The sequence below is a fragment of the Thalassobaculum salexigens DSM 19539 genome (assembly GCF_000423805.1).
Taxonomy (GTDB): domain Bacteria; phylum Pseudomonadota; class Alphaproteobacteria; order Thalassobaculales; family Thalassobaculaceae; genus Thalassobaculum; species Thalassobaculum litoreum.
The window spans coordinates 1,248,900-1,271,623 of the sequence record NZ_KE384093.1 but is presented as its reverse complement, the minus strand read 5'-3'; the positions used below and the strand labels follow the sequence as shown (position 1 = coordinate 1,271,623).

The 22,724-nt window shown below is 66.4% G+C and carries 22 protein-coding genes and 1 tRNA gene; 12 read left to right on the top strand and 11 right to left on the bottom strand.

Annotation, left to right across the window (positions count from 1 at the left end; translation table 11 throughout):
* Positions 1–22 precede the first annotated feature (22 nt).
* The 4 genes from G578_RS28360 to G578_RS29470 all read left to right on the top strand — a co-directional run bounded on the left by G578_RS28360 (position 23) and on the right by G578_RS29470 (position 4,145).
* On the top strand, positions 23–2,731 hold the full coding sequence (locus G578_RS28360) for a hybrid sensor histidine kinase/response regulator (protein WP_084618809.1): 2,709 nt from the start codon (positions 23–25) through the stop codon (positions 2,729–2,731).
* A 64-nt stretch (positions 2,732–2,795) separates the two neighbouring features.
* On the top strand, positions 2,796–3,191 hold the full coding sequence (locus G578_RS25755; protein WP_051244531.1) for a response regulator: 396 nt from the start codon (positions 2,796–2,798) through the stop codon (positions 3,189–3,191).
* 55 nt (positions 3,192–3,246) lie between these two features.
* On the top strand, positions 3,247–3,906 hold the full coding sequence (gene folE, locus G578_RS25750; RefSeq protein ID WP_245565590.1) for a GTP cyclohydrolase I FolE: 660 nt from the start codon (positions 3,247–3,249) through the stop codon (positions 3,904–3,906).
* Positions 3,903–4,145, top strand: a complete 243-nt coding sequence (locus G578_RS29470) for a hypothetical protein (RefSeq protein ID WP_156907257.1) — start codon at positions 3,903–3,905, stop codon at positions 4,143–4,145. Before folE ends, G578_RS29470 begins: the two co-directional genes overlap by 4 nt.
* A gap of 169 nt (positions 4,146–4,314) precedes the next feature.
* Here G578_RS29470 and G578_RS0110340 read toward each other — a convergent pair whose 3' ends face one another.
* From G578_RS0110340 to G578_RS0110330, 3 genes are all read right to left on the bottom strand, one after another.
* Positions 4,315–5,325, bottom strand: a complete 1,011-nt coding sequence (locus G578_RS0110340) for an NAD(P)H-binding protein (RefSeq protein ID WP_156907255.1) — start codon at positions 5,323–5,325, stop codon at positions 4,315–4,317.
* Positions 5,326–5,418: 93 nt separating this feature from the next.
* The gene (locus G578_RS25745; protein WP_051244529.1) at positions 5,419–6,372 is read right to left on the bottom strand and encodes a site-specific integrase; all 954 of its coding nucleotides are present in this window, start codon (positions 6,370–6,372) and stop codon (positions 5,419–5,421) included.
* A 100-nt stretch (positions 6,373–6,472) separates the two neighbouring features.
* Positions 6,473–6,547 (bottom strand) — tRNA-Val (locus tag G578_RS0110330).
* Between the two features lie 253 nt (positions 6,548–6,800).
* On the opposite strand from G578_RS0110330, the gene G578_RS25740 reads away from it, so the two are divergent.
* Both G578_RS25740 and G578_RS25735 read left to right on the top strand, forming a co-directional pair.
* Positions 6,801–7,919: an N-formylglutamate amidohydrolase gene (locus G578_RS25740; protein ID WP_245565589.1), complete on the top strand. Its 1,119-nt coding sequence runs from the start codon at positions 6,801–6,803 to the stop codon at positions 7,917–7,919.
* 61 nt (positions 7,920–7,980) lie between these two features.
* Positions 7,981–8,886: a lysozyme family protein gene (locus G578_RS25735; protein WP_051244527.1), complete on the top strand. Its 906-nt coding sequence runs from the start codon at positions 7,981–7,983 to the stop codon at positions 8,884–8,886.
* Between the two features lie 345 nt (positions 8,887–9,231).
* Here G578_RS25735 and G578_RS0110315 read toward each other — a convergent pair whose 3' ends face one another.
* Positions 9,232–11,673, bottom strand: coding sequence for a GcvT family protein (locus G578_RS0110315; RefSeq protein WP_028794170.1), 2,442 nt, complete (start codon positions 11,671–11,673; stop codon positions 9,232–9,234).
* A gap of 332 nt (positions 11,674–12,005) precedes the next feature.
* Between G578_RS0110315 and G578_RS0110310 the strand changes: the two genes are divergently transcribed.
* The 5 genes from G578_RS0110310 (at position 12,006) to G578_RS0110290 (ending at position 17,498) form a co-directional block, all read left to right on the top strand.
* The gene (locus G578_RS0110310) at positions 12,006–13,094 is read left to right on the top strand and encodes an ABC transporter ATP-binding protein (protein ID WP_028794169.1); all 1,089 of its coding nucleotides are present in this window, start codon (positions 12,006–12,008) and stop codon (positions 13,092–13,094) included.
* Between the two features lie 112 nt (positions 13,095–13,206).
* Positions 13,207–14,277, top strand: a complete 1,071-nt coding sequence (locus tag G578_RS0110305) for an ABC transporter substrate-binding protein (RefSeq protein WP_051244525.1) — start codon at positions 13,207–13,209, stop codon at positions 14,275–14,277.
* Between the two features lie 108 nt (positions 14,278–14,385).
* On the top strand, positions 14,386–15,990 hold the full coding sequence (locus tag G578_RS0110300) for an ABC transporter permease (protein ID WP_028794167.1): 1,605 nt from the start codon (positions 14,386–14,388) through the stop codon (positions 15,988–15,990).
* Between the two features lie 16 nt (positions 15,991–16,006).
* Positions 16,007–16,870, top strand: a complete 864-nt coding sequence (locus G578_RS0110295; RefSeq protein WP_028794166.1) for an ABC transporter permease — start codon at positions 16,007–16,009, stop codon at positions 16,868–16,870.
* Between the two features lie 94 nt (positions 16,871–16,964).
* The gene (locus tag G578_RS0110290; RefSeq protein WP_028794165.1) at positions 16,965–17,498 is read left to right on the top strand and encodes a transcriptional regulator; all 534 of its coding nucleotides are present in this window, start codon (positions 16,965–16,967) and stop codon (positions 17,496–17,498) included.
* A 6-nt stretch (positions 17,499–17,504) separates the two neighbouring features.
* Here G578_RS0110290 and G578_RS0110285 read toward each other — a convergent pair whose 3' ends face one another.
* The 4 genes from G578_RS0110285 to G578_RS0110270 all read right to left on the bottom strand — a co-directional run bounded on the left by G578_RS0110285 (position 17,505) and on the right by G578_RS0110270 (position 20,541).
* Positions 17,505–18,155, bottom strand: coding sequence for a LysE family translocator (locus G578_RS0110285; protein WP_245565588.1), 651 nt, complete (start codon positions 18,153–18,155; stop codon positions 17,505–17,507).
* Positions 18,156–18,242: 87 nt separating this feature from the next.
* Positions 18,243–19,037, bottom strand: coding sequence for a helix-turn-helix transcriptional regulator (locus G578_RS0110280; protein ID WP_051244523.1), 795 nt, complete (start codon positions 19,035–19,037; stop codon positions 18,243–18,245).
* A gap of 9 nt (positions 19,038–19,046) precedes the next feature.
* Positions 19,047–19,787 (bottom strand): glutamine amidotransferase-related protein, encoded by a 741-nt coding sequence (locus G578_RS0110275; protein ID WP_028794162.1) that lies wholly within the window; start codon positions 19,785–19,787, stop codon positions 19,047–19,049.
* Between the two features lie 13 nt (positions 19,788–19,800).
* Entirely contained in the window at positions 19,801–20,541 is a 741-nt protein-coding gene (locus G578_RS0110270; protein WP_028794161.1) for an SDR family NAD(P)-dependent oxidoreductase, read from the bottom strand.
* 188 nt (positions 20,542–20,729) lie between these two features.
* Here G578_RS0110270 and G578_RS25730 point away from each other — a divergent pair, with 188 nt between their 5' ends.
* On the top strand, positions 20,730–21,176 hold the full coding sequence (locus G578_RS25730) for an MgtC/SapB family protein (protein WP_051244869.1): 447 nt from the start codon (positions 20,730–20,732) through the stop codon (positions 21,174–21,176).
* Here the strand turns inward: G578_RS25730 and G578_RS0110260 are convergent.
* The 3 genes from G578_RS0110260 to G578_RS28355 are packed head-to-tail and all read right to left on the bottom strand — an operon-like array spanning position 21,163 to position 22,677.
* On the bottom strand, positions 21,163–21,417 hold the full coding sequence (locus G578_RS0110260) for a hypothetical protein (protein ID WP_038013977.1): 255 nt from the start codon (positions 21,415–21,417) through the stop codon (positions 21,163–21,165). The two genes, G578_RS25730 and G578_RS0110260, sit on opposite strands and share 14 nt — an antisense overlap.
* 5 nt (positions 21,418–21,422) lie before the next feature.
* The gene (locus G578_RS0110255) at positions 21,423–21,794 is read right to left on the bottom strand and encodes a hypothetical protein (protein ID WP_028794160.1); all 372 of its coding nucleotides are present in this window, start codon (positions 21,792–21,794) and stop codon (positions 21,423–21,425) included.
* A gap of 28 nt (positions 21,795–21,822) precedes the next feature.
* Positions 21,823–22,677, bottom strand: coding sequence for a universal stress protein (locus G578_RS28355; protein WP_051244518.1), 855 nt, complete (start codon positions 22,675–22,677; stop codon positions 21,823–21,825).
* Between the last annotated feature and the right edge of the window lie 47 nt (positions 22,678–22,724).

Sequence of the window (22,724 nt, the reverse complement as noted above, 5' to 3'; positions counted from 1 at the left end):
AAGCGAAATGGGGTGAGTCTCAATGGCCACGATGCGCGAATTCAAATGGTTCATAGTTCGCCACAGCCTATTAATCGTGGCATTCACCGCCTGTCTCGCCGGTGTTTTCTTCTCGATTCAGGGGCTGATTCAGCAGCGGGAGCTGATCGAAAAGGAAAGCCGGATCAACATCTGGTTCCTGGCCCAATCTGAAATCGAGTTCCTGCGCTTCACCGAGTCCCTGAAGGACTATGCCCTTGCCCCCGGCTCGGATACCGCGGGCGAAACACGCGAGCGGTTCGAGATATTCTGGAGCCGCCTGATACCGCTGCTCGAAGGAAGGCAGACGGCCGATCTGCGGGCGATCGAAGGGCTTGTCCCTCTGGTCGAGAATATGATCGGCGAACTTGAGGCGCTCGAGCCGTTAATCTATGGGCTGGAAGAGCTTTCCGATCCGCAATTGGCGGGGATCGCACAGAAACTCGACTATCTGCGGACCCCCGTTCACGACATGGTCCGGCGCGGGCTGCTGTATGAGTCGGACGAGGTCAGCCGCGCCCGGGACCTCCACAATGCGCTGTACTACAAGCTCATCGGCCTCTTCGCACTGATTCTGATCGGCGTCTTCACCATTCTCTGGATGCTGTGCAGCCAGATCTTGAAGACCAATCGCGCGGTCACGGAAAAGGAACAGGCTGCCACCCAGGCGATCCGTGCGCGCAACGAGCTCGAACTGGCGATCAATAGCATTTCGGAAGGCTTCATCATCTTCGATCAGAACGATCGGGTGGAGCTGTTCAATCAGCGATATGTCGATCTGCATCCCATGCAGGCCGATGATCTCGCCATCGGCGTGAGTTTCCAGGATCTGCTGCGGAGCGCGGTCCGCAACGGCGGCGTCAAGATACCGGCCGATGAAGTGGAGGACTGGGTCGCCTCGGTCACCGAAAAACGCAGGGCGACCGAGTCGACCAAGTTCGAGAGCCGACTGTCGAATGGCATCTGGCTGCATATCAGCGAGCGGTGGACCAGCGACGGCCGGCTGGTGGGCGTGCATACCGACATCACCGAGTTGAAGGAGCGGGAGCGGCTGGTCAGCGAGAAATCCGAGTTGCTGCGCACGACTCTCGACAACATGAAACATGGCATCGCGGTCTTCGACAGCGACATGCGGTTGATGCTGTTCAATCAGCGCTTCCTCGAGATCAACGAATATGCTGATGACCTGGTCACCGGCAGCCTGGACTATCGCGAACTGATCAAGCACGCCGCCGGCCGCGGGGACCTGGGGCCGGGCAAACCCGACCAGATAGCCGAAGCCCAGATCTCCTCGATCCAGAAGCTGCTGCGCACCCGCACCGGCAGCCAGCGCCAGGTTCGCCATATCGGCGACGGTCGGATCGTGGAAGCCATTGTCGCAGCCCTCCCCACCGGCGGCTTCGTGAAGACCTACGAGGACATCACGGAACGCACAGATGCCGAGGCCGAACGCGCACGATTGACCGAGATGTACCACGCGTCCCAGCGCACCCAGGCCCTCGGCACCCTGGCCGGCGGAATTGCCCACGATTTCAACAACATCATCGGCGGGATCCTGGGCAATTGTTCGCTGATGATCAGCGACCTGCCCAAGAATTCGCCGATACAGCCCCGTCTGACCCAGATCATGGAAGCGAGCACGCGGGCTCGCGATCTGGTGCGCCAGATCTTGACCTACAGCAGAAACGCCGGCTCCGACCGCAATCCTCTGGATCTGCAGAAGGCCGTCAAGGACGGTCTAGGATCTCTGGACCTCCAGTTGCCGGCGAATATCTCGCTGAAAATCGGTCAGCTCCAGCCGTGCATCGCCGAAGCCGACGCGGCACAGATCCATCAGTTGCTCGTCAATATCTGCCAGAACGCCGCCCAGGCGATCGGCGAGCTTACGAGCGGTACAATCACCATCTCGATGGAGAGCTGCTTCCTCGACGGGTCGGCCGACGCGTTGAACCAAATGCAGAGCGGCCACCAGATTTCGATGGGCCGAGGGATCAGCGGACAGGTCAGTGACCTGAAACCGGGAGAGTATGCCCGCATCGGCATCACCGACACGGGACCCGGCATTCCAGCCGAGTTGATCCCGCGGATCTTCGAACCGTTCTTCACGACCAAGCGTATCGGCGAGGGCACCGGCCTCGGACTCGCCGCCGTGCAGGGCATCATCCGCAACCACGAGGGGGCGATCGTCGTCGAAAGCCTCGAGGGCGTCGGGACCCGTTTCGACATCTATCTGCCGATCCTGGAGAAGACGCGCGTTGCCGCAGTCGCGAAACGCTCCGTCGTATCCCCCGCCTCCCCTGGAACCGAGCGACTGATGCTGGTCGATGATGACCGGATTTTGCTCTCGGTGAGTCAGGAGATCCTCACGCGTCTCGGTTACACGGTAGACGGTTTCGTCGATCCCGAGGAGGCCATACGCGCCTTCCGCCGGGATGCCGGGACCTGGGATCTGGTGGTCACCGACCGGAAGATGCCGAAGATCACGGGAGAGGATTTGGCGCTCTCCCTGCGCGAGATCCGAACGGACATCCCAATCCTGATGCTGAGCGGGTTCGTGTCCAACGAGGAACACGAGCAGATCATGTCCTGCGGCGTGACCGCCATCGTCGGAAAGCCGGTCCTTCCCGATGAGCTGCTGAACGCCGTGATGTCCGCCCTCGGACATCGCACCGATACCCCTGAGCGACCGGGACTGGAACGCAAGACGGGCTAGTGCCCGTGACCATCGAGATGACTGTCTGTGACGCCCTGAAGCCGCTTATCGGAGCACCGGGAGAATGACGAAAATCTGTCTGGTCGAGGATGACCCTGATCTACGCGAGAACCTGGCTGTCGTTCTGGGGCGGGCCGACTATGACGTCCGCACCGCGAGCAACGGGGTCCACGCCATTCCGATGCTGCTCGACTGGCGACCGGATATGGTCGTCTGCGACATGCTGATGCCGGACGGCGAGGGGTTCGAGGTCCTGCGCAGCGTCCAGTCGACTCTCCCGGATACCAGCTTCGTGATGATGTCCGGGGCGATCGGAGAGGTTGCGGACGTGCTGGAGGCGGCGCGACTTCTCGGCGCCGATGCAATTCTGCGCAAGCCGTTCACGCCTGACGAACTCCTGGAGACCTTGGCGCAGCTTCGGGATCAAGCCCGAACCGCCGTGAACGTTTCCGCAACGTAAACCACAGACGGCGGCCCGGGTCCGCGCGAGTCTCAAAAGGGATGGAGTGCCTAAAATGACGGATATGCCCGTTTCGATCATGCGCAGTGGCGGTCTTGCCGCACACCAGCTCTCAGACGACGGCGAGTTCGTCGGCGAATCAGGAGAAGACCGGCTCGCCGCTGCGGAGTCGGGCATTCGCGCCTTGCTGCGCGGGATCGGCGAGGATCCGGGCCGCGATGGGCTGCTGGAGACCCCGGCCAGAGTCGTGCGCGCTTTCTCCGAGTATTGCGCCGGCTATGCCGTGGACGCGAAGGCTCTCCTCACCACCACGTTCTCCGAAGTGTCGGGGTATCAGAACCTCGTCATCTTGACCGACATCGATTTCGTTTCCCACTGCGAGCATCATCTGGCGCCGATCGTCGGCAAGGCCCATGTGGCCTATCTGCCGGCGAGTTCGGTCGTCGGCATCAGCAAGCTGGCCCGCGTCGTCGATGCCTATGCGCGCCGCCTGCAGATTCAGGAGCGGATGACGTCGCAAATCGCGCAATGCATCGAAGACGGCCTGAACCCGCAAGCTGTGGGTGTCATCGTCGATGCGGAGCACGGGTGTATGACCCTCCGAGGAGTCAACAAGCGGAGCCCGCGCCTCCGCACCCAGGATTTCAGGGGACTTCTCGCGGAAGACCTGACCATGCAGCAGCGATTTCTCGACGCGATCGGCGCGCGTCCATGACGGAAACGGACGCCGGCCAGTGCCGACCGAATGGCGATACGAACGACGCAGAACCCAGCCCTCAGGCACTCGTGCACGATATCAACAACGTCACAGGGCGCCTTCTGTCGACGCTGTACCTCTGCCTGTCCGACATCGAGCCCGATCACCCTGTTCATGGCCGATTGCAGGTCGCAAATTCGACGTCGCTCGAACTCCGCTCCCTGATCCAGCGCCTGGAAAATGCCCTGTCGGGTTAGAGGCCGTTTGGAAAATCGGCGGTTTGACGTTTCACGCAAGCCCGGGCTGAGGCTTGCGCCTCAATCTCCTTGGCAGCATTCACCGCAGCTGCGAAGCCGCCCGAAAGGAAGCGCGGAAGGTCGCCTTTTGAAGTCACTGGTGATCGGCTGCGACCCGAGACGCTGAACGTCAAAAAACCGCGTGTTCCCCAAGATCGACCGACTCCTCTTGGGCCACGATCTTTGCGTAGAAATCGAAAAGCGTGTCGGCGCCCGTGGACGGTGTCGCATCTGCGTCGTAGCGACCCGTCGCCGGATCGAGCACCAGCATCGACTCGGTTGCGTAGTATCGCCCGATCCGAGCCAGTTCTGCCTTGTCGCGCAGACGCCGCGACACTGTTCCGAGCACACTCAGGCCCACGATTATGGCGTCGAGCAGCCCGACCGGCACCCGCCGCACGCGCGGCGCCTCATTGAGCAGCTCGAAGAGCCGTTCGGCTTGCGCAAGGGGCGTTATGGCGGGGCCCGGACCGCCAATCGGAAGCACCCGGTTCCAGAGAGACGCGTCGTCGAGACAGTCTGCGAGATAATTTCCCAGATCCCTGTCGCTGATCGGCTTGCAGGCCGTGAGCTCACCGTTCCCGAACACAAGATACGGCTTTCCGCGACGAACCCGGTCGACCTGCCCCGACAGCGATTTGAAATACGCGGTCGGCCGCACGATCGAGAATGTCAGGCCGGACCCGATCAGCTCCTCCTCGAAGGCAAGCTTGGCCTTCTGGAACGCCAATCGGGGTCGCTGCACGCAGATCGCCGAGAGCAGGACCATGTGCGAGATGCCTGAGCTGCGCGCAACGCCGAGGGCCTGCGAATGCGCCGTGTAGTCGATGGCCCACGCATCCCTCGGTGCGCCAGAACGGGAGGCAAGACAGGAGACCAATGCGTCGAAGGTCTCGCCGCGAAAGCCATCGCGGGCCAGCGCGGCGGGATCGGTGATTTCGCACGGCCGGATGTCGGCGTCCGGGGGGAGCTGCAGGCGCGCCGTGTCGAGGCTCGCGGGGCGCACAGGGCATATCACCCGGTGCCCTCGCGCAAGAATGGCGCTGACGGTCGCGCGTCCGATCGTTCCGGTGCCGCCGAGCACGACGACCCGCTTGGACCCGCGCGGGACATCGGGGCTTTTGGATGTCGCCTGATCCATCGCAGCAGTGTGAAGGAAGGCAGAGGACATTGGTAGCGAAGCAAGTGCCGCACCGACCGGCAGTCGCTGCGTGAAGGCCTTCGTGGCGCCGGCCTATCTTGCGGGATTACGCAGCGACGGATCCCGGTCGGCAATTATCTCTCGCCCTCCACAGTCCCGCCGTCCGGTGACGGCAACTGACCTACTGATCGCTTCGTGCCGCAGGTCGTGGAAATGCAGGTCTTCAAGGCCTGCGCGCTTCAGGGCGCGCCGCCAAGCGAGCTTCACCGACATTGCCGTCAGCGGGAACACCCGCTCTTCCCCGGAGCGGCTGGTGGCGTCCCTGGCGGCCGATCGGGCCGTCTCACTCAACGGCACCAAGCGGCTTCGCCCGTTCTTCGAGTAGCGCACCAGCGCCAGCCGGCGCCCCATGTCGATATCTCGCTTCTGCAATGCCAGGATCTCGCCCTGGCGCATCGCCGTCTCCAGGGCGAACCTCACCACCAGCGGGACAAACTCGTTCCGACATTTCGCGCAGGCCGCTTCGAGGCGGGCCTGCTCTTCCACGGAGAGCCGACGTGCGCGTCCGGGCGCTGGGCTGGGCCTCCGCACCAGCCGGAAGGGGTTATCAAGCCCCACCAGGCCCCAGGAGCGATGCGCGACGTCCCAGACATGCTGCAACGTGCCGAGATCCCGTCTGACGGTATCGACGGACACCTCAGCCATCCTGCGGTCACGGTAGTCCGACACCACCGAGGGGGAGAGCTTTGACAGCACCAAACCTGAGATCGCGTCCCGTCGCATCTTTCCCAGGCGCAGCGCCTCGACCTCTGAACTGCGCTTGGCTGGTGTGATCTCCCGCTGGTACCGGTCGATCAGGTCACCTAGGGTCGTCTGCGCGACACGGATGCCGGTGTCGTTCGCGAGTGACCGGCGGACGTTCTTCTCCGTCTCGGCCGCCCAGGCGACGGCGTCCTGGTAGCGGTCGAAGGTCTTGGTGATGGGGGCCTTGTTGGCGACACGTACCTGGGCCTGCCAGCGGCGGTTCCGCTTGCGGATGGTGGGCATGGGTGGACCTCACTGTGACACGAAGTGTGACAGCAACGGTCTCCGTCGAGTTTTGGACCTAGCCTGAGCCGGAAAATGTCAATGACATCAACCGGATGCGTGGTGGGCGCGGCTGGGATTGAACCAGCGACCCCTACGATGTCAACGTAGTGCTCTCCCGCTGAGCTACGCGCCCACTGTGCCGGTCTGATCGGCCCCGGGAGGGACCTGTCGGCGGCGGCACTGACGGGAATTCCGTGCCGCGAGCGGCTGGTCTTAATGCCCCTCTCCAAGCTTGGCAACCCTATTTTCACATCCCCGCCTCGCGCCCCGTCCGGCCGACCCTCAGGTGCCCTGGCCGCCCCACCGGACCGTCCCCTCGCCCCGGCGCCGGCGTCCCCGGACGCCCCGGCGACGCGGGTCGCGCTCAGACCGGTGACAGGGGCGCCGTGTTGCTCTATCTGAATGTCATGGACGAGCGCGTCGACAGCCTGCCCGAACCCGCCGAGACCGGCATGCCGGCGAGCGTGGCCGCTTCCGACTCAGCCCCCGGCCCGACCCGCGTGGCAGCCGTCCCTCAGACCGCCTCCCGCGCCGTCTCAACGGTGGTCCCCGCCGTCCCGGACCCCGCCGCCCCCCGCCCCGCTGCCGCCATCGCGGCCGCCGCCTCAGTCACCGCCACAGCCGCCGCTGACGCGCCGCCGCCGCCGGTCACGGTGCGCCGGCCGGTGCGCCAGACCCTGCCGATCGTCGTCTCCTCGCCCCATTCCGGGCGCCACTATCCCGACGATCTGCTGACCCGCACTGGGCTCGACGAGCGCACCCTGCGCTCCAGCGAGGACAGCTTCGTCGACGAGCTGTTCGCCGCCGCCCCCGAGCTCGGCGCGCCGCTGGTCGCCGCCACCTTTCCGCGGGTCTATGTGGACGCCAACCGCGAGCCCTACGAGCTCGACCCGGCGATGTTCTCCGACCCGCTGCCCGACTACGTCACCACCCGCAACGCGCGGATCGCCGCCGGACTGGGCACCATCGCCCGGGTCGTCTCCAACGCCGTGCCGGTCTATGCCGGCAAGCTCGCCTTCGAGGACGCGGTGCACCGGATCGAGGGCTACTGGCGGCCCTATCACGCCGCCCTGACCGAGGCGATCGAGGAGACCCGCAGCCGCTTCGGCTACTGCATCCTGGTCGACGCCCATTCCATGCCGTCCAACGTGCACACCATCGGCGCCGACGGCCGCAGCTATCCGGTGAGCGACATCGTGCTGGGCGACTGCCACGGCACCAGCTGCTCGCCGGTGCTGACCGGCCGGGTCGAGCGGCTGCTCGGCCACCAGGGCTACCGGGTGCGGCGCAACAGCCCCTATGCCGGCGGCTACGTGACCCGGCATTACGGCCGCCCGGATCTCGGCATCCACGCCCTGCAGATCGAGGTCAAGCGCGGCCTCTACATGGACGAGCGGCGGCTCGAACGCACCGCCGGGCTGCAGCGCCTGGCCGCCGACATGCGCCGGGCGATCGCCGGGCTCTCCACCTTCGATCCGCGCCGTCCCCTGGGCGACGCCGACTGACACCTCCCCTCCGAACGATCTGGCACGGCACTTGCTTTACCTTCGGCAAAGGAGGTCCGCCATGCCGATTGCCAAAGCCCTGTTCGCCAAAGCCCTGTCTGCCAAAGCCCTGTCTGCCAGGGCCGTTCTTGTCGCGCTCGCGGCGCTGCTCGTTCCGGCCCTGCTCGGCCCGGCGCTGATCGGCCCGGCCCAGGCCGCACCCGCCGCCCCGGTGACCCCCGAGGCGCATGGGCTCTGCGTGGCCGCGACCCGCCAGGCCGAGATCGACAACCGCCTGCCGCCGCACCTGCTGGCGGCGATCTCGCTGGCCGAGACCGGACGCTGGAGCAGCCCCCACAAGGCAAGCTTTTCCTGGCCGTGGACGGTGATGGCGGAGGGCGTCGGGCGATATCTGCCGAGCAAGGCGGCGGCGATTGCCGAGGTGAGGCGGCTGCAGGCCCGCGGCATCACCAACATCGATGTCGGCTGCATGCAGATCAACCTGTACTACCACGGCGACGCGTTCCGCGACCTGGAGCATGCCTTCGATCCGGGTGCCAACGCCGAATACGCCGCGGCCTTCCTGGCCGACCTGAACGAGACGACCCAGTCGTGGCCGAAGGCGGTCGCCTATTACCACTCCCGCGACGAGGAGCGCGGCCCGTACTACCAGAAGAAGGTCTACGACCTGTGGTACGGCCAGCGCGAGCACCTGGTGGCCAGCGCGGCCGGCCTGCCGATCGTGCACAGCGCCGTCGCCCGCCGGCATATGGAAGACCGCCAGGAGATGCTCAAGGAGCGCGCCAGGCAGACGGAGCTGCAGCGGGTGCGCGCCGCGGCCCGGGCGGCGAACGTGGCCTTCCTGCAGCGCCAGGCGGACCTGACCGAAGCCCGGATGATGTCAGAGTTCGAGGCCCGCAAGGCAAAGGCGCTCGCCGCCTTCCGCGAGCGCAAGGCCAAGCGCGAGGCGCAGCAGCAGGGCGGGTGATCGCTGGCAAGCGATCGTTGGCGGATGACCGCTGGCGGGTGAGGCCGAGCGGACACCGGCCTCGCCCTCTCCCTTCCCTCTTCTCTCTCACCACCCGGATTTAGTCCGGGGCGAGCGCATCGGAGCGCAAGGGCGGCACATCCAGGAACACCCCGGGCGTGGGCCCCGGACTAAATCCGGGGAGTGGGTGTGGGGAGGAAGAAGAACAAGAAACCGAAACGGTCAGATGACGATGCCGAACCGGCGGCGACCTCCGTGGCCGCCGGCCGTCTCATCCCGTCGGAAGCGCCGCCGCCCGTCTCGTCTGCCACCTCGTCTGCAACGCCGCCGCCGGCCGCGCGCGCTTTACGCCCGGAGCATCTCGTTCTCGGGATCGTAAGGGCTCTCCGGGACGATGCGGGCCGGGCGGAGTTCGCCCATGACCCGGACCTGGCATTCGCGGCCGATCTCGGCGAACTCGGTCTTCACATAGCCCAGCATCAGCGACTTCTTCACATGATGGCCGTAGCCGCCCGCCGTGCCGCGGCCGACCACCTCGCCGTCCATGAACACCGGCTCGTTGCCGAAGCTGTCGGCGTCCCCGGCATCGATCTCCAGGGTGCAGTAGGTGTTCGGCACCCCCGCCTCCTGCTGGCGGGTGAGCGCGTCGCGGCCGACGAAATCGCCCTTGTTCAGCCGCACGAAGCGGTTCAGCCCGGCCTCCAGCGCCGAGTTCTCGGCGTTCAGGTCGGTGCCCCAGAGCCGGTAGCTCTTCTCCAGGCGCATGCTGTCCATCGCCCGCAGGCCGACCAGCCCGATGTCGAACTCGCGGCCCGCCTCCATGATCGCGTCGTAGAGATGGGCCTGGTACTCGATCGGGTGGTGCAGTTCCCAGCCCAGCGAGCCGACGAAATTGACCCGCAAGGCGCGCACGGTCGGGCACCAGCCGACCGGGATGTCCTGCACGGTCAGCCAGGGGAAGGCCTCGTTGGAGACGTCGGCATCGGCCAGCTTCTCCAGCACCCTGCGGGCCATCGGACCGGCCAGCACCAGCACGCCGTACTGGGTGGTCAGGTCGGACAGGATCACCGAGCCGTCGCGCGGCAGCTGCTTGGTGAGGAAGTCCCAGTCGTAGTCGTGACCGGCCCCCGGGCCGACCAGGTAGAAGCGCTCGCCGTACAGCCCGTCGGGCAGCCGCGAGATGGTGAATTCCGAGCGGATCGAGCCCGAGGGGTTCAGCGCGTGGCTCAGGCTCATGCGGCCGATCTTCTTCGGGATGATGTTGGCGACCATGTGGTCGAGCCAGGCCCGCGCGCCCGGCCCCTCGACCATGTACTTGGCGAAGGAGGACAGCTCCAGCAGGCCGACGCGTTCGCGCATCGCCGCCACCTCGTTGCCCACATGGGGGAACCAGTTGGAGCGGCGGAACGAGTATTCGTCTTTGCGGGCCACGCCCTCCGGGGCGTACCAGTTCGGGCGCTCCCAGCCGAAACGCGCGCCCCAGACGGCACCGGCGGCATCGAGCCGGCCGTGGATCGGCACGGTCTTGGCCGGCCGCCCGGCCTCGCGCTCCTCCATCGGGAAGTGGTTGACGAAGACGTGCTCGTACGCCTCCTCGTTCTTGATCTTGGCGAAGTTCTTGGAGACCACGCCGAAGCGCCGGGGATCGACGCCGATCATGTCGACCGAGGGCTCGCCGTCGACGATCCAGTTGGCGAGCTGCCAGCCGGCGCCGCCGGCCGCGGTCACGCCGAAGCTGTGGCCTTCCGAGAGCCAGAAGTTCGGCAGGCCGAAGGCCGGGCCGACCATCGGGTTGCCGTCCGGGGTGTAGGAGATCGGGCCGTTCACGATGTCCTTGATGCCTGCGGTCTCGAACGACGGGACCCGGCTCATGCAGGCCTCCACATGGGGCATCAGCCGCTCCAGGTCGCCCGGGAACAGGTCCTTCTCGAAGGTCGAGGGCACGCCGTCGACGAAGCAGGCCGGGGCGAATCGCTCGTACGGGCCGAGGATCCAGCCCATGCGCTCCTCGCGGAAATAGTACTGGCTGTCCGACTCGCGCAGCACCGGCAGCTCCGGGTTCCCGGCCTCGCGGTATTCCTTCAGCGTCGGGTCGACATCGGTGACGATGTACTGGTGCTCGACGGGAATCGCCGGGATCTGCAGGCCGACCATCAGCGCCGTCTGGCGCGCGTAGTTGCCGGTGGCCGACACCACATGCTCGCAGCGGATCGAACCTTTCGAGGTGTGGACGATCCACTCGTTGTTGTCGCGCTCGATGCCGGTGACCTCGGTGTGCTGGTGGATCGTGCCGCCATGCATCCGCGCCCCCTTGGCCAGGGCCATGGTCACGTCGACCGGGGCGATATGCCCGTCGGTCGGGTGCCACAGCGCCCCGATCAGCCCCTCGGCATTGATCAGCGGCCAGAGCTTCTTGATCTCGTCGACGCCGACCAGGTGGCAGTCGACGCCGATGGTCTCGGCCGTGCACTGGTAGTTGCGGTACTCGTCCATGCGGTCGCGGTTGGTCGCGAGCCGCAGGTTGCCGACGCCGTGGAAGCTGACGTCCTGGCCGGTCTCCGCCTCCAGGGTCTTGTACAGCTCGACCGAGTACTGGTGCAGCTGGCCGACCGAGTAGCTCATGTTGAACAGCGGCAGCAGGCCGGCGGCATGCCAGGTGGAGCCGGCGGTCAGCTCGGTGCGTTCCAGCAGAACGCAGTCCGACCAGCCCTTCTTGACGAGGTGGTACAGCGTGCTCACCCCGACCACGCCCCCGCCGATAACGACGACCCGAGCCGTATCCTTCATATCCGTCTCCCGCAACCGCACCGGGCACGCGCCCCGCCACCGACATCGGGCCGGCTCGCCCGTCATGAGCCTCGCCCGTCATGGGCGCAGAGTGCCGTCGATCGCAAAGCCGTCCCGACCCGTAGGCGACGGTCGCGTGTCGCATTTGTGGCAATGTCGCAGGGTTCCGCCGTTCCTGGGGTCCTTCCTTTCGCACCGCAACGACGCGCTTTACAGGCCGCGCACCGTTGTCTTAGGGTTTTGCGAAACAAAGGGCGCGCAATGCCGCGCCGAACAGGGCGTGTTGCTTTAGGGAGAGCGGCACGGCGCGAGTCTAGGGTGGCAAGGGGGACATGGCGGAAAAAAAGACGCCGTTCGTCCAATTCGTAGAGGTCCAGAAGACGTATGACGGGGAGATCCTCGTCGTTAAAGACCTCAATCTCGATATTCAGGCTGGCGAGTTCGTGACCATGCTTGGACCTTCCGGGTCCGGCAAAACGACTTGTCTGATGATGCTGGCCGGTTTCGAGACGCCTACGGAAGGGACGATCATGCTCGGCGGCCGCGAGCTCAATCACGTGCCGCCGCACAAACGTGGAATCGGGATGGTTTTCCAGAACTATGCCCTGTTCCCGCACATGACCGTTGCCGAGAACCTCGCGTTCCCGCTGCAGGTCCGAAAGCTGTCCAAGGCGGATACCGAGGCGAAGGTCCAGCGGGCGCTCGACATGGTCGAGCTCGGCGCCTTCGGCGGCCGGCGGCCGGGCCAGCTTTCCGGCGGCCAGCAGCAGCGCGTCGCCCTGGCCCGCGCCCTGGTGTTCGAACCCGATCTGGTGCTGATGGACGAGCCGCTCGGCGCGCTCGACAAGAACCTGCGCGAGCAGATGCAGTACGAGATCAAGCACATCCACGAGCAGCTAGGGATGACGGTCGTGTACGTGACCCACGACCAGTCCGAGGCGCTGACCATGTCGGACCGGATCGCCGTGTTCAACGACGGCAAGATCCAGCAGCTCGCCACGCCGCCGGACCTCTACGAGCGGCCGGACAACGCCTTCGTCGCCGAGTTCATCGGCGAGAACAACCGCCTGCGCGGGACGGTGAAGGAAGTCAACGGCACCAGCTGCACGGTCGATGTGGACGGCCACATCATCCAGGCGCTGAGCGTCAATCACAACGGCACCGGCTCGCAGACGACCCTGTCGCTGCGGCCCGAGCGGGTAGCGCTCGATCCGGCGCCTGGCAGCATGCCCAACGTATTCGATGCGAAGGTCGAGGAACTGATCTACCTCGGCGATCACATCCGTACACGGGTGAGCACCTGCGGCGATGACGAGTTCATCGTCAAAGTGCCGAATTCCCACGCCCATGCGTCGCTGAGCCGTGGACAGAAGGTTCAGGTCGGCTGGGCCCTGGACGATTGTCGGGCGCTAGACGCCTGACGGTCGCCATTCGGGAGTACGGGCCGGTCGCGACCCCCGTCCGGTCCTCGAACACAAAGACTTCAGGGGCAGTCGCCGGAAACTTCCGGCACAACACAGGGAGACTTGTTCAATGAACCATCTATTGAAGTCGGCGGGAGTCGCGGCGGTCGCGCTTGCGGCGATCGGCTACGCGGGGACCTCCTCCGCGGAGACCCTGACCATCGTGTCCTGGGGCGGTGCCTACACCAAGAGCCAGGTCGAGGCGTACCACAAGCCGTGGATCGCGCAGACCGGCGACACCATCAACTCCGAGGACTACAACGGCGGTCTCGCCGAGATCCGCGCCCAGGTCGAGGCCGGCAACGTGACCTGGAACCTGGTCGACGTCGAGCTGTCCGACGCGGTCCGCGGCTGCGACGAGGGCATCCTCGAAACCCTCCCGACCGACGATCTGCCGGCGGGTGACGACGGCACGGCGGCGGCCGAGGACTTCATTGCCGGTACCGTGCACGAGTGCGCGGTCGGCACCATCGTCTGGTCGACCGTCTACGCCTACGACACCACCAAGTTCGACACCGGCCCGACCACGATCGCCGACTTCTTCGACCTGGAGAAGTTCCCGGGCAAGCGCGGCATGCGCAAGACCCCGAAGGCCAACCTTGAGATGGCCCTCCTGGCGGACGGTGTGCCGTCCGACGAGATCTACGACCTGCTGGCGACCCCGGAAGGTGTGGAGCGGGCGTTCGCCAAGCTCGACACCATCAAGGACGACACCATCTGGTGGGAAGCCGGCGCCCAGCCGCCGCAGCTTCTGGCCGACGGCGAGGTCGTGATGACCACCGCCTATAACGGTCGCCTGTTCAACGCGATCGCCAAGGAGAACAAGCCGTTCGAGATCGTCTGGGACGGTCAGGTCTGGGACATCGACCTCTGGGTCATCCCGAAGGGTGCGCCGAACATGGAGCGTTCCTGGGAGTTCATCAAGTTCTCCACCGACACCCAGCGCCTCGCCGACCAGGCGAAGTACATCTCCTACGGCCCGGTGCGTAAGTCGTCCTTCGACAAGATCCTGCCGGAGATGCAGCCGCACATGCCGACCGCGCCGGACAACTTCAAGAACCCGCTGCAGAACGACTTCGAGTTCTGGGCGGACTACGGCGACGAGCTGAACGAGCGTTTCAACGCCTGGCTCGCCAGCTAAGACCTTTCGGGGAGAGCGGTGCGCCGCTCTCCCCTCCCCATTCATTCGTTTTGCACTTTTTCTCCCCGCTCGTTTGAGCGGCCGACAACCCGATTGCGGGAGACCCCGATGGCGCATGCGGTAGAAGAGGCAGGCCCGGCACGGCCGTTGACCATGGCCGACGGCACGCCCCTGAAGGTGGCTCTGGCCCGCGCCACAAGGCGCAGCAAGATCCGCGCCTTCCTGCTGGTCGCCCCGCTGCTGCTGTTCATCCTGGTCACCTTCATCTTCCCGATCGTCGACATGCTGATGCGCAGCGTCGACAACCCGGAAGTGAACGAAGCCATCCCGCAGACTGTCGCCGAACTGGAGAACTGGGACGGCGAGGGCCTGCCGCAGGACGCGGTCTTCGCCGCCTTCATCCAGGAGATGGGCGACCGCAGCGAGGGGCAGCGACGAAATATCGGCCGCATGGGCGCCCGCCTGAACTACGAGGACGGCGGCTTCCGCTCCCTGATCAACAAGTCGCAGCGCGCCGCCGCCAAGATCCAGGACGACCCGATGCAGTTCGCCCTGGTCGGTTTCGACGAGCGCTGGGAGGACAAGGCGACCTGGCCGACCCTGGACGCCCTGGCCGAGACGCCGGAATTCGCCGAGGTACTGCCGGAGACCGCCGCCCTGCTGCGCAAGTGGGAGACCGGCAACTCGCCCTTCGCCGAGAAGACGCCGAAGCCGGAGACCTACCCCACGCTTCTGACGGAACTGGAGAGCGCGCTGGCGGACGGTTCGCTCGACCGGCTGCTGCCGCTGGTGCAGGCCGAAAGCGCGAAGCTCGCGGCCCTGCTGGAGAAGACCGCCGCCGGCGCAGGCGAGATCCGCGAGAACCCGCTGCGCTTCGCCCTGGTCGGGGTCGACCCGGACTGGGGCAAGCCGAGGACCTGGACGATCATCAAGCAGGTCTCCTCGCCGATCACCTTCAGCTACTACCTGAACGCGGTCGACCGGACGTATGACATCGAAGGCAACATCGTCATGCAGCCGGAGTGGAAGCAGATCTACGTCCAGCTGTTCATGAAGACGATCTACGTCTCCATCGGTGTGACGGTCGCCTGCCTGATCCTGGCCTATCCGATCTCCTACCTGCTGGCGACGCTGCCACCGTCCAAGGGCAACCTGCTGCTGATCCTGGTGCTGCTGCCGTTCTGGACCTCGCTGCTGGTGCGCACGACGTCGTGGATCGTCCTGCTGCAGACCCAGGGCGTGATCAACGACACGCTGGTCTTCCTCGGGATCCTCTCCGACGATAACCGGATCGAGATGATCTACAACATGACCGGCACGATCATCGCCATGACGCATATCCTGCTGCCGTTCATGGTGCTGCCGATGTACTCGGTGATGAAGACGATCTCGCCGAGCTACATGCGCGCCGCCCGGTCGCTGGGCGCCAACCCGCTGATCGCCTTCGTGCGGGTGTACATGCCGCAGACCGTGCCCGGCATCGGCGCCGGCTCGATCCTCGTGTTCATCCTGGCGATCGGCTACTACATCACCCCGGCCCTGGTCGGCGGTCAGGACGGCCAGCTGATCTCCAATTTCATCGCCTATCACATGCAGAAATCGCTGAACTGGGGCCTCGCGGCCGCGCTCGGCACGATCCTGCTGGCCGGCGTGCTGGTGATGTACTGGCTGTACGACCGCCTGGTCGGCATCGACAACATGAAGCTCGGCTGAGCGGAGGGACGGCGATATGGCAATTCCCAGCTACGCAGGTCCCCTCGAGCGGGTCTGGTACTATCTCTATCGGCTGATCTGTGCGGCGATCTTCTTCTTCCTGATCGTGCCGATCCTCGTGATCATCCCGTTGTCGTTCAACGCGGAGCCGTACTTCACCTTCACGCCGGAGATGCTGCGCTTCGAGGCGGAAGCCTTCTCGCTGCGCTGGTACGCCGACATCGTGAACAACGAGCAGTGGCTGCACTCGATCAAGAACAGCTTCATCATCGGCATCGCCTCCACCCTGGTCGCGACCTCGCTCGGCACCCTGGCCGCATTGGGTCTGTCGCGGGCGGAGCTGCCGGCCAAGAGCCTGCTGATGGGCATCCTGATCTCGCCGATGATCGTGCCGCTGATCATCACCGCGGCCGCCATGTTCTTCTTCTACTCGGCCCCCTTCGGCAGCGATTTCGCGCTGGCGCAGACCTATACCGGCGTGATCCTGGCGCACGCCGCGCTCGGCACGCCGTTCGTGGTGATCACGGTCACCGCCACCCTGGTCGGCTTCGACAAGAACCTGATCCGGGCGTCGAACAGCATGGGCGCGGACATGCCGACCACCTTCTTCAAGGTGATCATGCCGCTGATCCTTCCGGGGGTGATCTCCGGTGCCCTGTTCGCCTTCGTCACCTCGTTCGACGAGGTGGTCGTGGTACTGTTCATGGCCGGGTTCGAGCAGCGCACCATCCCGCGACAGATGTGGGCCGGCATCCGCGAGCAGATCAGCCCGACGATTCTCGCCGTGGCGACCCTGCTGATCATCATCTCCACGATGCTGCTGGCGACCATCGAGCTCCTGCGGCGGCGCAACGAGAAGATGCGCGGCGTGACCTACTGACGGCGTTTTCGCGAATCATTCGCAACAAGCTGCTGGACTTTTGGTCCCGGACGCATCATATGAATGGGGAACCGCCACGCCTGGAGGCAGGGGCATGTACCGCGACAATTCTCTCGTTCCCAAGGAAGCCATTCGTCTCGCCGCGCTCGGCCTGCTGGCGGAGGGCGAACGGGTCTATAGCGACCTGTCCGCCGAGGTTCGGGAATTCGCGGCCCGCATCGTCGGCCCGTCCCTCGACCTGCTCGGCACCTCCATCGAGCTGCTGAAGTTCGAGGGGCTGATCGAGGCGGTGCCCGGTCAGGGCTCCGGCGACAACGCCCTGCTCCGGCTGAGCGACGAGGGGCGCGAGGCGCTGTCTGGCTACCTGACCTCGCCGCTGCGCCCGGGCGTGTCCGACCTGAACAAGCTGGTGCTCGCCCTCAAGCTGCGCTTCATCGACCAGCTCGACACCGAAGGCCGCGGCGAGCAGCTGCACGCGCTGGAGGTCATGTACCAGGGCGAGCGCGCCCGTCTGGCCGATCTGGCCGCCCATGAGGAATGGGGCGGCGGCCTGCTGGACGACTGGCTGGGCCACGAGATCGACCAGATCGACCGCCGCATCGAGTGGGTGCGCGGGCTTCGGGGTTAAGCCGGGCTACCGCTCGCTCAGCAGCAGGCGCAGGCCGAGCAGGCCGAAGGCGCCGGCAAATCCGTATCGCAGGATCTTCATGACCGACGGTTTCGCCAGGACGTAGGTTCTGGCGGCCGACGCGCAGAGGCCATAGACCGCGAAGACCGCGAAGGTCATCGCCATGAACACCGCCCCCAGCACCAGGATCGACAGCGCCGGGGCCGGCGCGTCCGCCGGCAGGAACAGCGGCAGGAACGCCAGGAAGAACAGCGTCAGCTTCGGGTTCAGCAGGTTGAGCAGGATGCCGCTCAGGATGATGCGATGGGCCGGGCGCCCGTCGCGCTCGGACGTCACCTCCAGCGCCCCGCCGTCCCGCAGAATCCCCCAGGCCATGTAGAAGAGATACGCCACGCCGAGCAGCTTCACCGCCTGGAAGGCCGCCGCACTGGAATGCAGCAGCGCCGCAAGCCCCACCGCGCAGGCGACCAGATGCGGCACGATGCCCAGCGTACAGCCGAAGGCGGCGATCAGGCTGGCCCGGCTCCCGCGTCCCAAACCGTGGGCCAGCGTGTAGATCACCCCGGTCCCGGGCATGACGCAGACCGCCAGCGACGTCAGCAGGTAGTCCGGTGCGAGTGCAGACGCCAGGGCGGCCCTCAATGCGTCGTCGATCACGATCCCTCTCCTCTCGACGGCTTCAACGGCCGTCAGAAGAGCGGAATCCGCGTTCCCCGGTCTTGAACGAAGTTGCAGGCCCGACGCTCAGGTGCCGGCATAGGCACCGGGCGGGTAGCCGAAGCGGCGGGTGAACAGCCGGGTCATGTGACTCTGGTCGGAAAATCCGCAGGCCGCCGCGACCTCGGCCAGGGGCAGACCGCCGCGGATCTGCCGGCGGGCCAGCTCGATCCGCCGCCACAGCAGATAGGCATGGGGGGTGAGCCCCGTCGCCCGCGCGATCCCCCGCACCACCTGGAACCGGCTGAGGCCCGCCGCCGCGGCCAGCTCGCGCAGGCCGAGGGGCGCCGTCGGATCGTCATCGATCAGCTCCAGCGCACGGCGGATACCGCCGACGGGACCCGGCCCCGCCGCGCGAACGCCGAGCAGCGGCGCCAGCGCCAGGAGGCTCCGCTCCTCGCTTTCCAGGCCCTCGCCATCCGATGCCGCCCAATGGATCGCGGCGATCATGGCCGCGACACGGGCGGCGACCCGCCGGTCGGTCACAACGGGGGCGGTGAATTCGCGGCCGGTGTCGGCCCGCCCATCCACCTCGTCAACCAACGACGCCATTCGGCTCGGCTCGACATACAGCATGGACCAGCGGCGCCCGCCGCCGATCGGTGCGCCGTCATGCACCTCGCCCGGGTTCACGGTGATCACGTCGCCCGCCTCGGCCTCGACCTGGCCGCGTCCGCTGGCGGAGATCTGCGCGCCGTCGAGGATCACGCCGACGCCGAACTGGTCGTGGCAATGGCGGGGAAAGCTGCGGTCGGTATCGGCCAGGACCGCGTCGACCCCGTCGATCACGTCGCGGCGGATCGTGACGGAGCCGCGCTCCACCGGCCGCCCCTACTCCGCCGCGACGGTCTTGCCGGCCGACGCGTCCAGGGCCCGGCGGATGAACCCGGCGATCCAGGCGCCCATGGCGTCGTGGTCGAGCGGCTTCTGCAGCGACGCCTTACCGGCGGCGAACACCTCAGCGCCGACCCGCTGCTCGCGCAGATCGAGCAGGCGGTCGACGATGGGAATGGTCATTTCCGGATGACCCTGGAAGGTCAGGATCTTCCCACCGATCCGCAGCATGGCGTTGGGGCAGAACTCGGTGCCGGCCAGCACCACCGCGCCCTGCGGCGCCTCCACCACCTGATCCTGGTGGCTGACCACCACGTTCGGGCGATCGGGGCCGCCGTCCATCCAGGCCTCGCGCCTGAGCACCGGATGGGTGTGCACGCCGATGCCCCAGCCCTTGTCCGACTTCACCACCGTGCCGCCCAGCGCCTGGGCGATGAGCTGGTGGCCGAAACAGCCGCCGATCAGCACCTTGCCGGCGGCCGCCGCGTCGCGCACGAACTGCTCGGCCCGGCGGATCCAGTCGAGATCCTCGTAGACCCCGTGCGGGCTGCCGGTGAAGACGTAGACGTCGTGATCCTCGACGGAAGCCGGGAACGTGCCCTCGATGATCATCGAGCCGGTGATGGTCGCCTCCGGCAGATGCGGCGCCAGCAGCCGGCGGAACATCTCCAGATACGGATCCAGCACGTCTGCCAGATCCGGCCCGACATGGGCGCATACCATCACGCAGATCCGCATCTCGACTCTCTCCCTAGAGGATGTGCTGGCCGCCGGTCACGAAGATCTCGGTGCCGGTGACATACTCGCTGTCCTCGCTGCACAGGTAGTAGATCGCCCCGGCCACGTCCTTCGGCTGGCCGAGTTTCTGCAGCGGGATGCGCGGGATCAGCACCTCGGTCTCCGGCGACAGCATGGCGGTCTCGATCTCGCCCGGCGCCACCGCGTTCACCCGCACGCCCAGCTCGGCGAACTCGTTGGCCATCTCCCGGGTCAGCGCCGACAGGGCCGCCTTGGAGGTGGAATAGGCCGAGCCGGCGAAGGGATGGATCTCGTGGCCGGCGATGGAGGTGATGTTGACGATCGCCCCCTTGCCCTTGTGCAGCGAGGCGGCGAAGCCGCGCGCCAGCTTCAGCGGCGCGAAGAAATTCACCTCGAACACCCGGTGCCAGGCCTCCAGATCGCCGTTCAGCACGCCGAGCCGCTCCTTGAACGACGATTTCGGCGACCAGCCGGCATTGTTCACCAGGGCGTGCAGCGGCCGGTCGCCCAGCCACTCGTTCGCCTCGTCGATGAAGGCGTCCAGGCTCTTGGGATCCGACAGGTCGGCGGAGATGTGCCAGGCCCGGTCGGGGTCGCGCAGGCATTCCGCCGGCGGCGCGTCGCGCGAGCAGGTCAGCAGCCGCCAACCCCGGCGCACGAAGATCTGAACGGTGGCGTGGCCGATCCCTCGGCTGGCGCCGGTGAGAAGCATGAGTTTTGAGTCGTCTGACATGGGTCGGAGCCTATCCCCATCGGCGCAGGGCGTCACCTGCGCAGACAGGGTGCAACGGCATTTCCCACGGGTTGAGGAACCGGCTCCGAGCCGGACCGTTTCCCGACGATGCGCCACTAGCCGGGAAAGGACGCCCCGTGCAGGATCTCTTGCCGACCATCGGCCAATTCACCAGCAGCGACACAGCCATGTACGCTGAAAGACTGGGCCTCGCCCTGCTGCTGGGGATGGTCATCGGCCTCGATCGGGAGTTGCACCGCAAGCCGGCCGGCCTGCGCTCGCACATGCTGGTGTCGCTCGCCTCGGCTTCCTTCGCGCTGATCGCCATGGAGATCGTCGACTCGGTCGACGGCTGGGACGAGCATGTCCGCATCGACCCGACCCGCGTGCTGGAGGCGGTGGTCACCGGCATCGCCTTCCTCGGCGCCGGCGCCATCATCCGCAACAAGGGCGAGGTGGAAGGCATCACCACGGGCGCCAGCCTGTGGCTGACCGGCGCCCTCGGCGTGGCCTGCGGCGTCGGCCAGCTCTACCTCGCCGGCATGACGGCGGTACTGGGCGTGATCGTGCTGGTGGTGATCGGGCTCATCGAGCGCCGCGCCGAGCGGCGACGGGATTGCGTCAGCGACGAGTGAGCGCCTCGGCCAGCCAGGGCACCTGTTCCGTGGCGGCCGCCGATGCGGCCGCCGCCGTCTCGAACCGGGCGGCGGAGTGGTAGGCGACCGGCGTCCAGCCCCCGCCGTCTTCCGGGTCGCGCCGGAACTCCTCGAAGCCGTAGCTGCCGTCCGGTCGGGAAAACAGATCCACACACCGGTCGTGCTGGCGGTTCTCGACGCTGTCGAAAACCAGCCAGCCCTCGTCCAACCGGCGCGACACCCGGTTCAGCGGACGCTGACGACGCGGAAGGTGTGTTGCTCGCCGTCGTGTTCGGTGATCGACACGTATTCGCCTTCGACGAAGTGATGACGGTCGAACTTGAAGATCATGTCGTCCTCCTCGTCTTCCTCGTGGGTCACGCCGTCGTAGTGGAACAGCCAGCGGTTGCCGCGGCGGTGGACCAGATGACCGGTCTCCTCCGCCGCACCGTCCCAGAACCGCCGGAAGGTGCAGTCGCTGCGCACCTTGGACCACGCGTCATGGTCCAGCGTACCGTCCGCGGTCAGCGGCGCCTTGAACTCGTAGCCGCGAGAGGCGCTGCCCTCGGGAAACTCGGGGCCGCGGGCCAGCTCCAAACGAATGGTTCGCACGCTCATTCCGGTGATTCCTTCACGTTTTTCGTTGTTATCGGGCCAGCATCATGGGCACCGATCCTTCGGTCAAGGCATCGTCCGTGACGCCGCCCATGACGAATTCGCGGACCCGGCTGTGGCTGTAGGCGCCGATCAGGATCAGGTCGGCCTTCTGCTTGCCGGCCTCGACCTCGAGGGTCGCCGCCACGCCGGCCTTGTCCATCGTCGCCTTCACCGCCTCAGCCTTCACGCCGTTGGCCCGCAGGGTATCGGCCAGGGGTTCGGGATCGGCCGACACGTCGCCGTCATCGACTGTCACGACGACCACCTTGCCCGCCTGCAGCAGCAGCGGCATCGCCATCGAGACCGCCCGTGCCGCCTCGGCCGAGCCGTTCCAGGCCACCAGGATGGTGGTGGCGATGCTCTCCAGCTCCGCGTCGGGAACGACGATGACCGGCCGCCCGGCCTCCATCACCGCCACTTCCAGCAGGGCCGCCCGGTCCGGGCTGACATCCCGCGGGGCGCGGGCGCAAATCACCACATCGCTGACGCGCTCCGCGGCCACCTCGACGCCCGGCACTGGGCCGACCAGTTCGCCGAAGGTCGCGCTCAGGCCCTCGGCGCCGGGGGCCGCGCCGACATTGGCGCCGGCTGCCGTTGCCCACTCGTCGAAGTTCTTCCTGGCTTTCGCCGCCTGTTCCTGGGAGCCCTTCTCCGCGGCGGCCATGACCTCGTCGATCATCGCCGCGCCGAAGCCCTCCCCGACGATCGGCAGGACATCGCGCGGATCGCGGCGCAGCACGCGCGCATCGACAAAGCCGCCGGACGCCGCCAGCAGCTTGCCCGCGGCATCCAGGGCCGCACGGTCGCCAAGCTCACCAAGCAGCGGAACGAAGATCCGTTTCATCTCATGCCTCCATGGCCGGTAGTCGATCGGGCGGTCGCCCTCTCGTA

What these genes read in the sequence shown, in the direction of transcription:
- G578_RS29470 (WP_156907257.1), top strand. Translation starts at nt 3,903, where the DNA reads ATGACGGAAACGGACGCCGGCCAGTGCCGACCGAATGGCGATACGAAC.
- G578_RS0110340 (WP_156907255.1), bottom strand. Translation starts at nt 5,325, where the DNA reads ATGGATCAGGCGACATCCAAAAGCCCCGATGTCCCGCGCGGGTCCAAG.
- G578_RS25735 (WP_051244527.1), top strand. Translation starts at nt 7,981, where the DNA reads ATGCCGATTGCCAAAGCCCTGTTCGCCAAAGCCCTGTCTGCCAAAGCC.
- G578_RS0110295 (WP_028794166.1), top strand. Translation starts at nt 16,007, where the DNA reads ATGGCAATTCCCAGCTACGCAGGTCCCCTCGAGCGGGTCTGGTACTAT.
- G578_RS0110310 (WP_028794169.1), top strand. Translation starts at nt 12,006, where the DNA reads ATGGCGGAAAAAAAGACGCCGTTCGTCCAATTCGTAGAGGTCCAGAAG.
- G578_RS0110305 (WP_051244525.1), top strand. Translation starts at nt 13,207, where the DNA reads ATGAACCATCTATTGAAGTCGGCGGGAGTCGCGGCGGTCGCGCTTGCG.
- G578_RS28360 (WP_084618809.1), top strand. Translation starts at nt 23, where the DNA reads ATGGCCACGATGCGCGAATTCAAATGGTTCATAGTTCGCCACAGCCTA.
- G578_RS0110315 (WP_028794170.1), bottom strand. Translation starts at nt 11,673, where the DNA reads ATGAAGGATACGGCTCGGGTCGTCGTTATCGGCGGGGGCGTGGTCGGG.
- G578_RS0110255 (WP_028794160.1), bottom strand. Translation starts at nt 21,794, where the DNA reads ATGAGCGTGCGAACCATTCGTTTGGAGCTGGCCCGCGGCCCCGAGTTT.
- G578_RS25755 (WP_051244531.1), top strand. Translation starts at nt 2,796, where the DNA reads ATGACGAAAATCTGTCTGGTCGAGGATGACCCTGATCTACGCGAGAAC.
- G578_RS0110275 (WP_028794162.1), bottom strand. Translation starts at nt 19,787, where the DNA reads ATGCGGATCTGCGTGATGGTATGCGCCCATGTCGGGCCGGATCTGGCA.
- folE (WP_245565590.1), top strand. Translation starts at nt 3,247, where the DNA reads ATGACGGATATGCCCGTTTCGATCATGCGCAGTGGCGGTCTTGCCGCA.
- G578_RS0110270 (WP_028794161.1), bottom strand. Translation starts at nt 20,541, where the DNA reads ATGTCAGACGACTCAAAACTCATGCTTCTCACCGGCGCCAGCCGAGGG.
- G578_RS25745 (WP_051244529.1), bottom strand. Translation starts at nt 6,372, where the DNA reads ATGCCCACCATCCGCAAGCGGAACCGCCGCTGGCAGGCCCAGGTACGT.
- G578_RS0110290 (WP_028794165.1), top strand. Translation starts at nt 16,965, where the DNA reads ATGTACCGCGACAATTCTCTCGTTCCCAAGGAAGCCATTCGTCTCGCC.
- G578_RS28355 (WP_051244518.1), bottom strand. Translation starts at nt 22,677, where the DNA reads ATGAAACGGATCTTCGTTCCGCTGCTTGGTGAGCTTGGCGACCGTGCG.
- G578_RS0110300 (WP_028794167.1), top strand. Translation starts at nt 14,386, where the DNA reads ATGGCGCATGCGGTAGAAGAGGCAGGCCCGGCACGGCCGTTGACCATG.
- G578_RS25730 (WP_051244869.1), top strand. Translation starts at nt 20,730, where the DNA reads ATGTACGCTGAAAGACTGGGCCTCGCCCTGCTGCTGGGGATGGTCATC.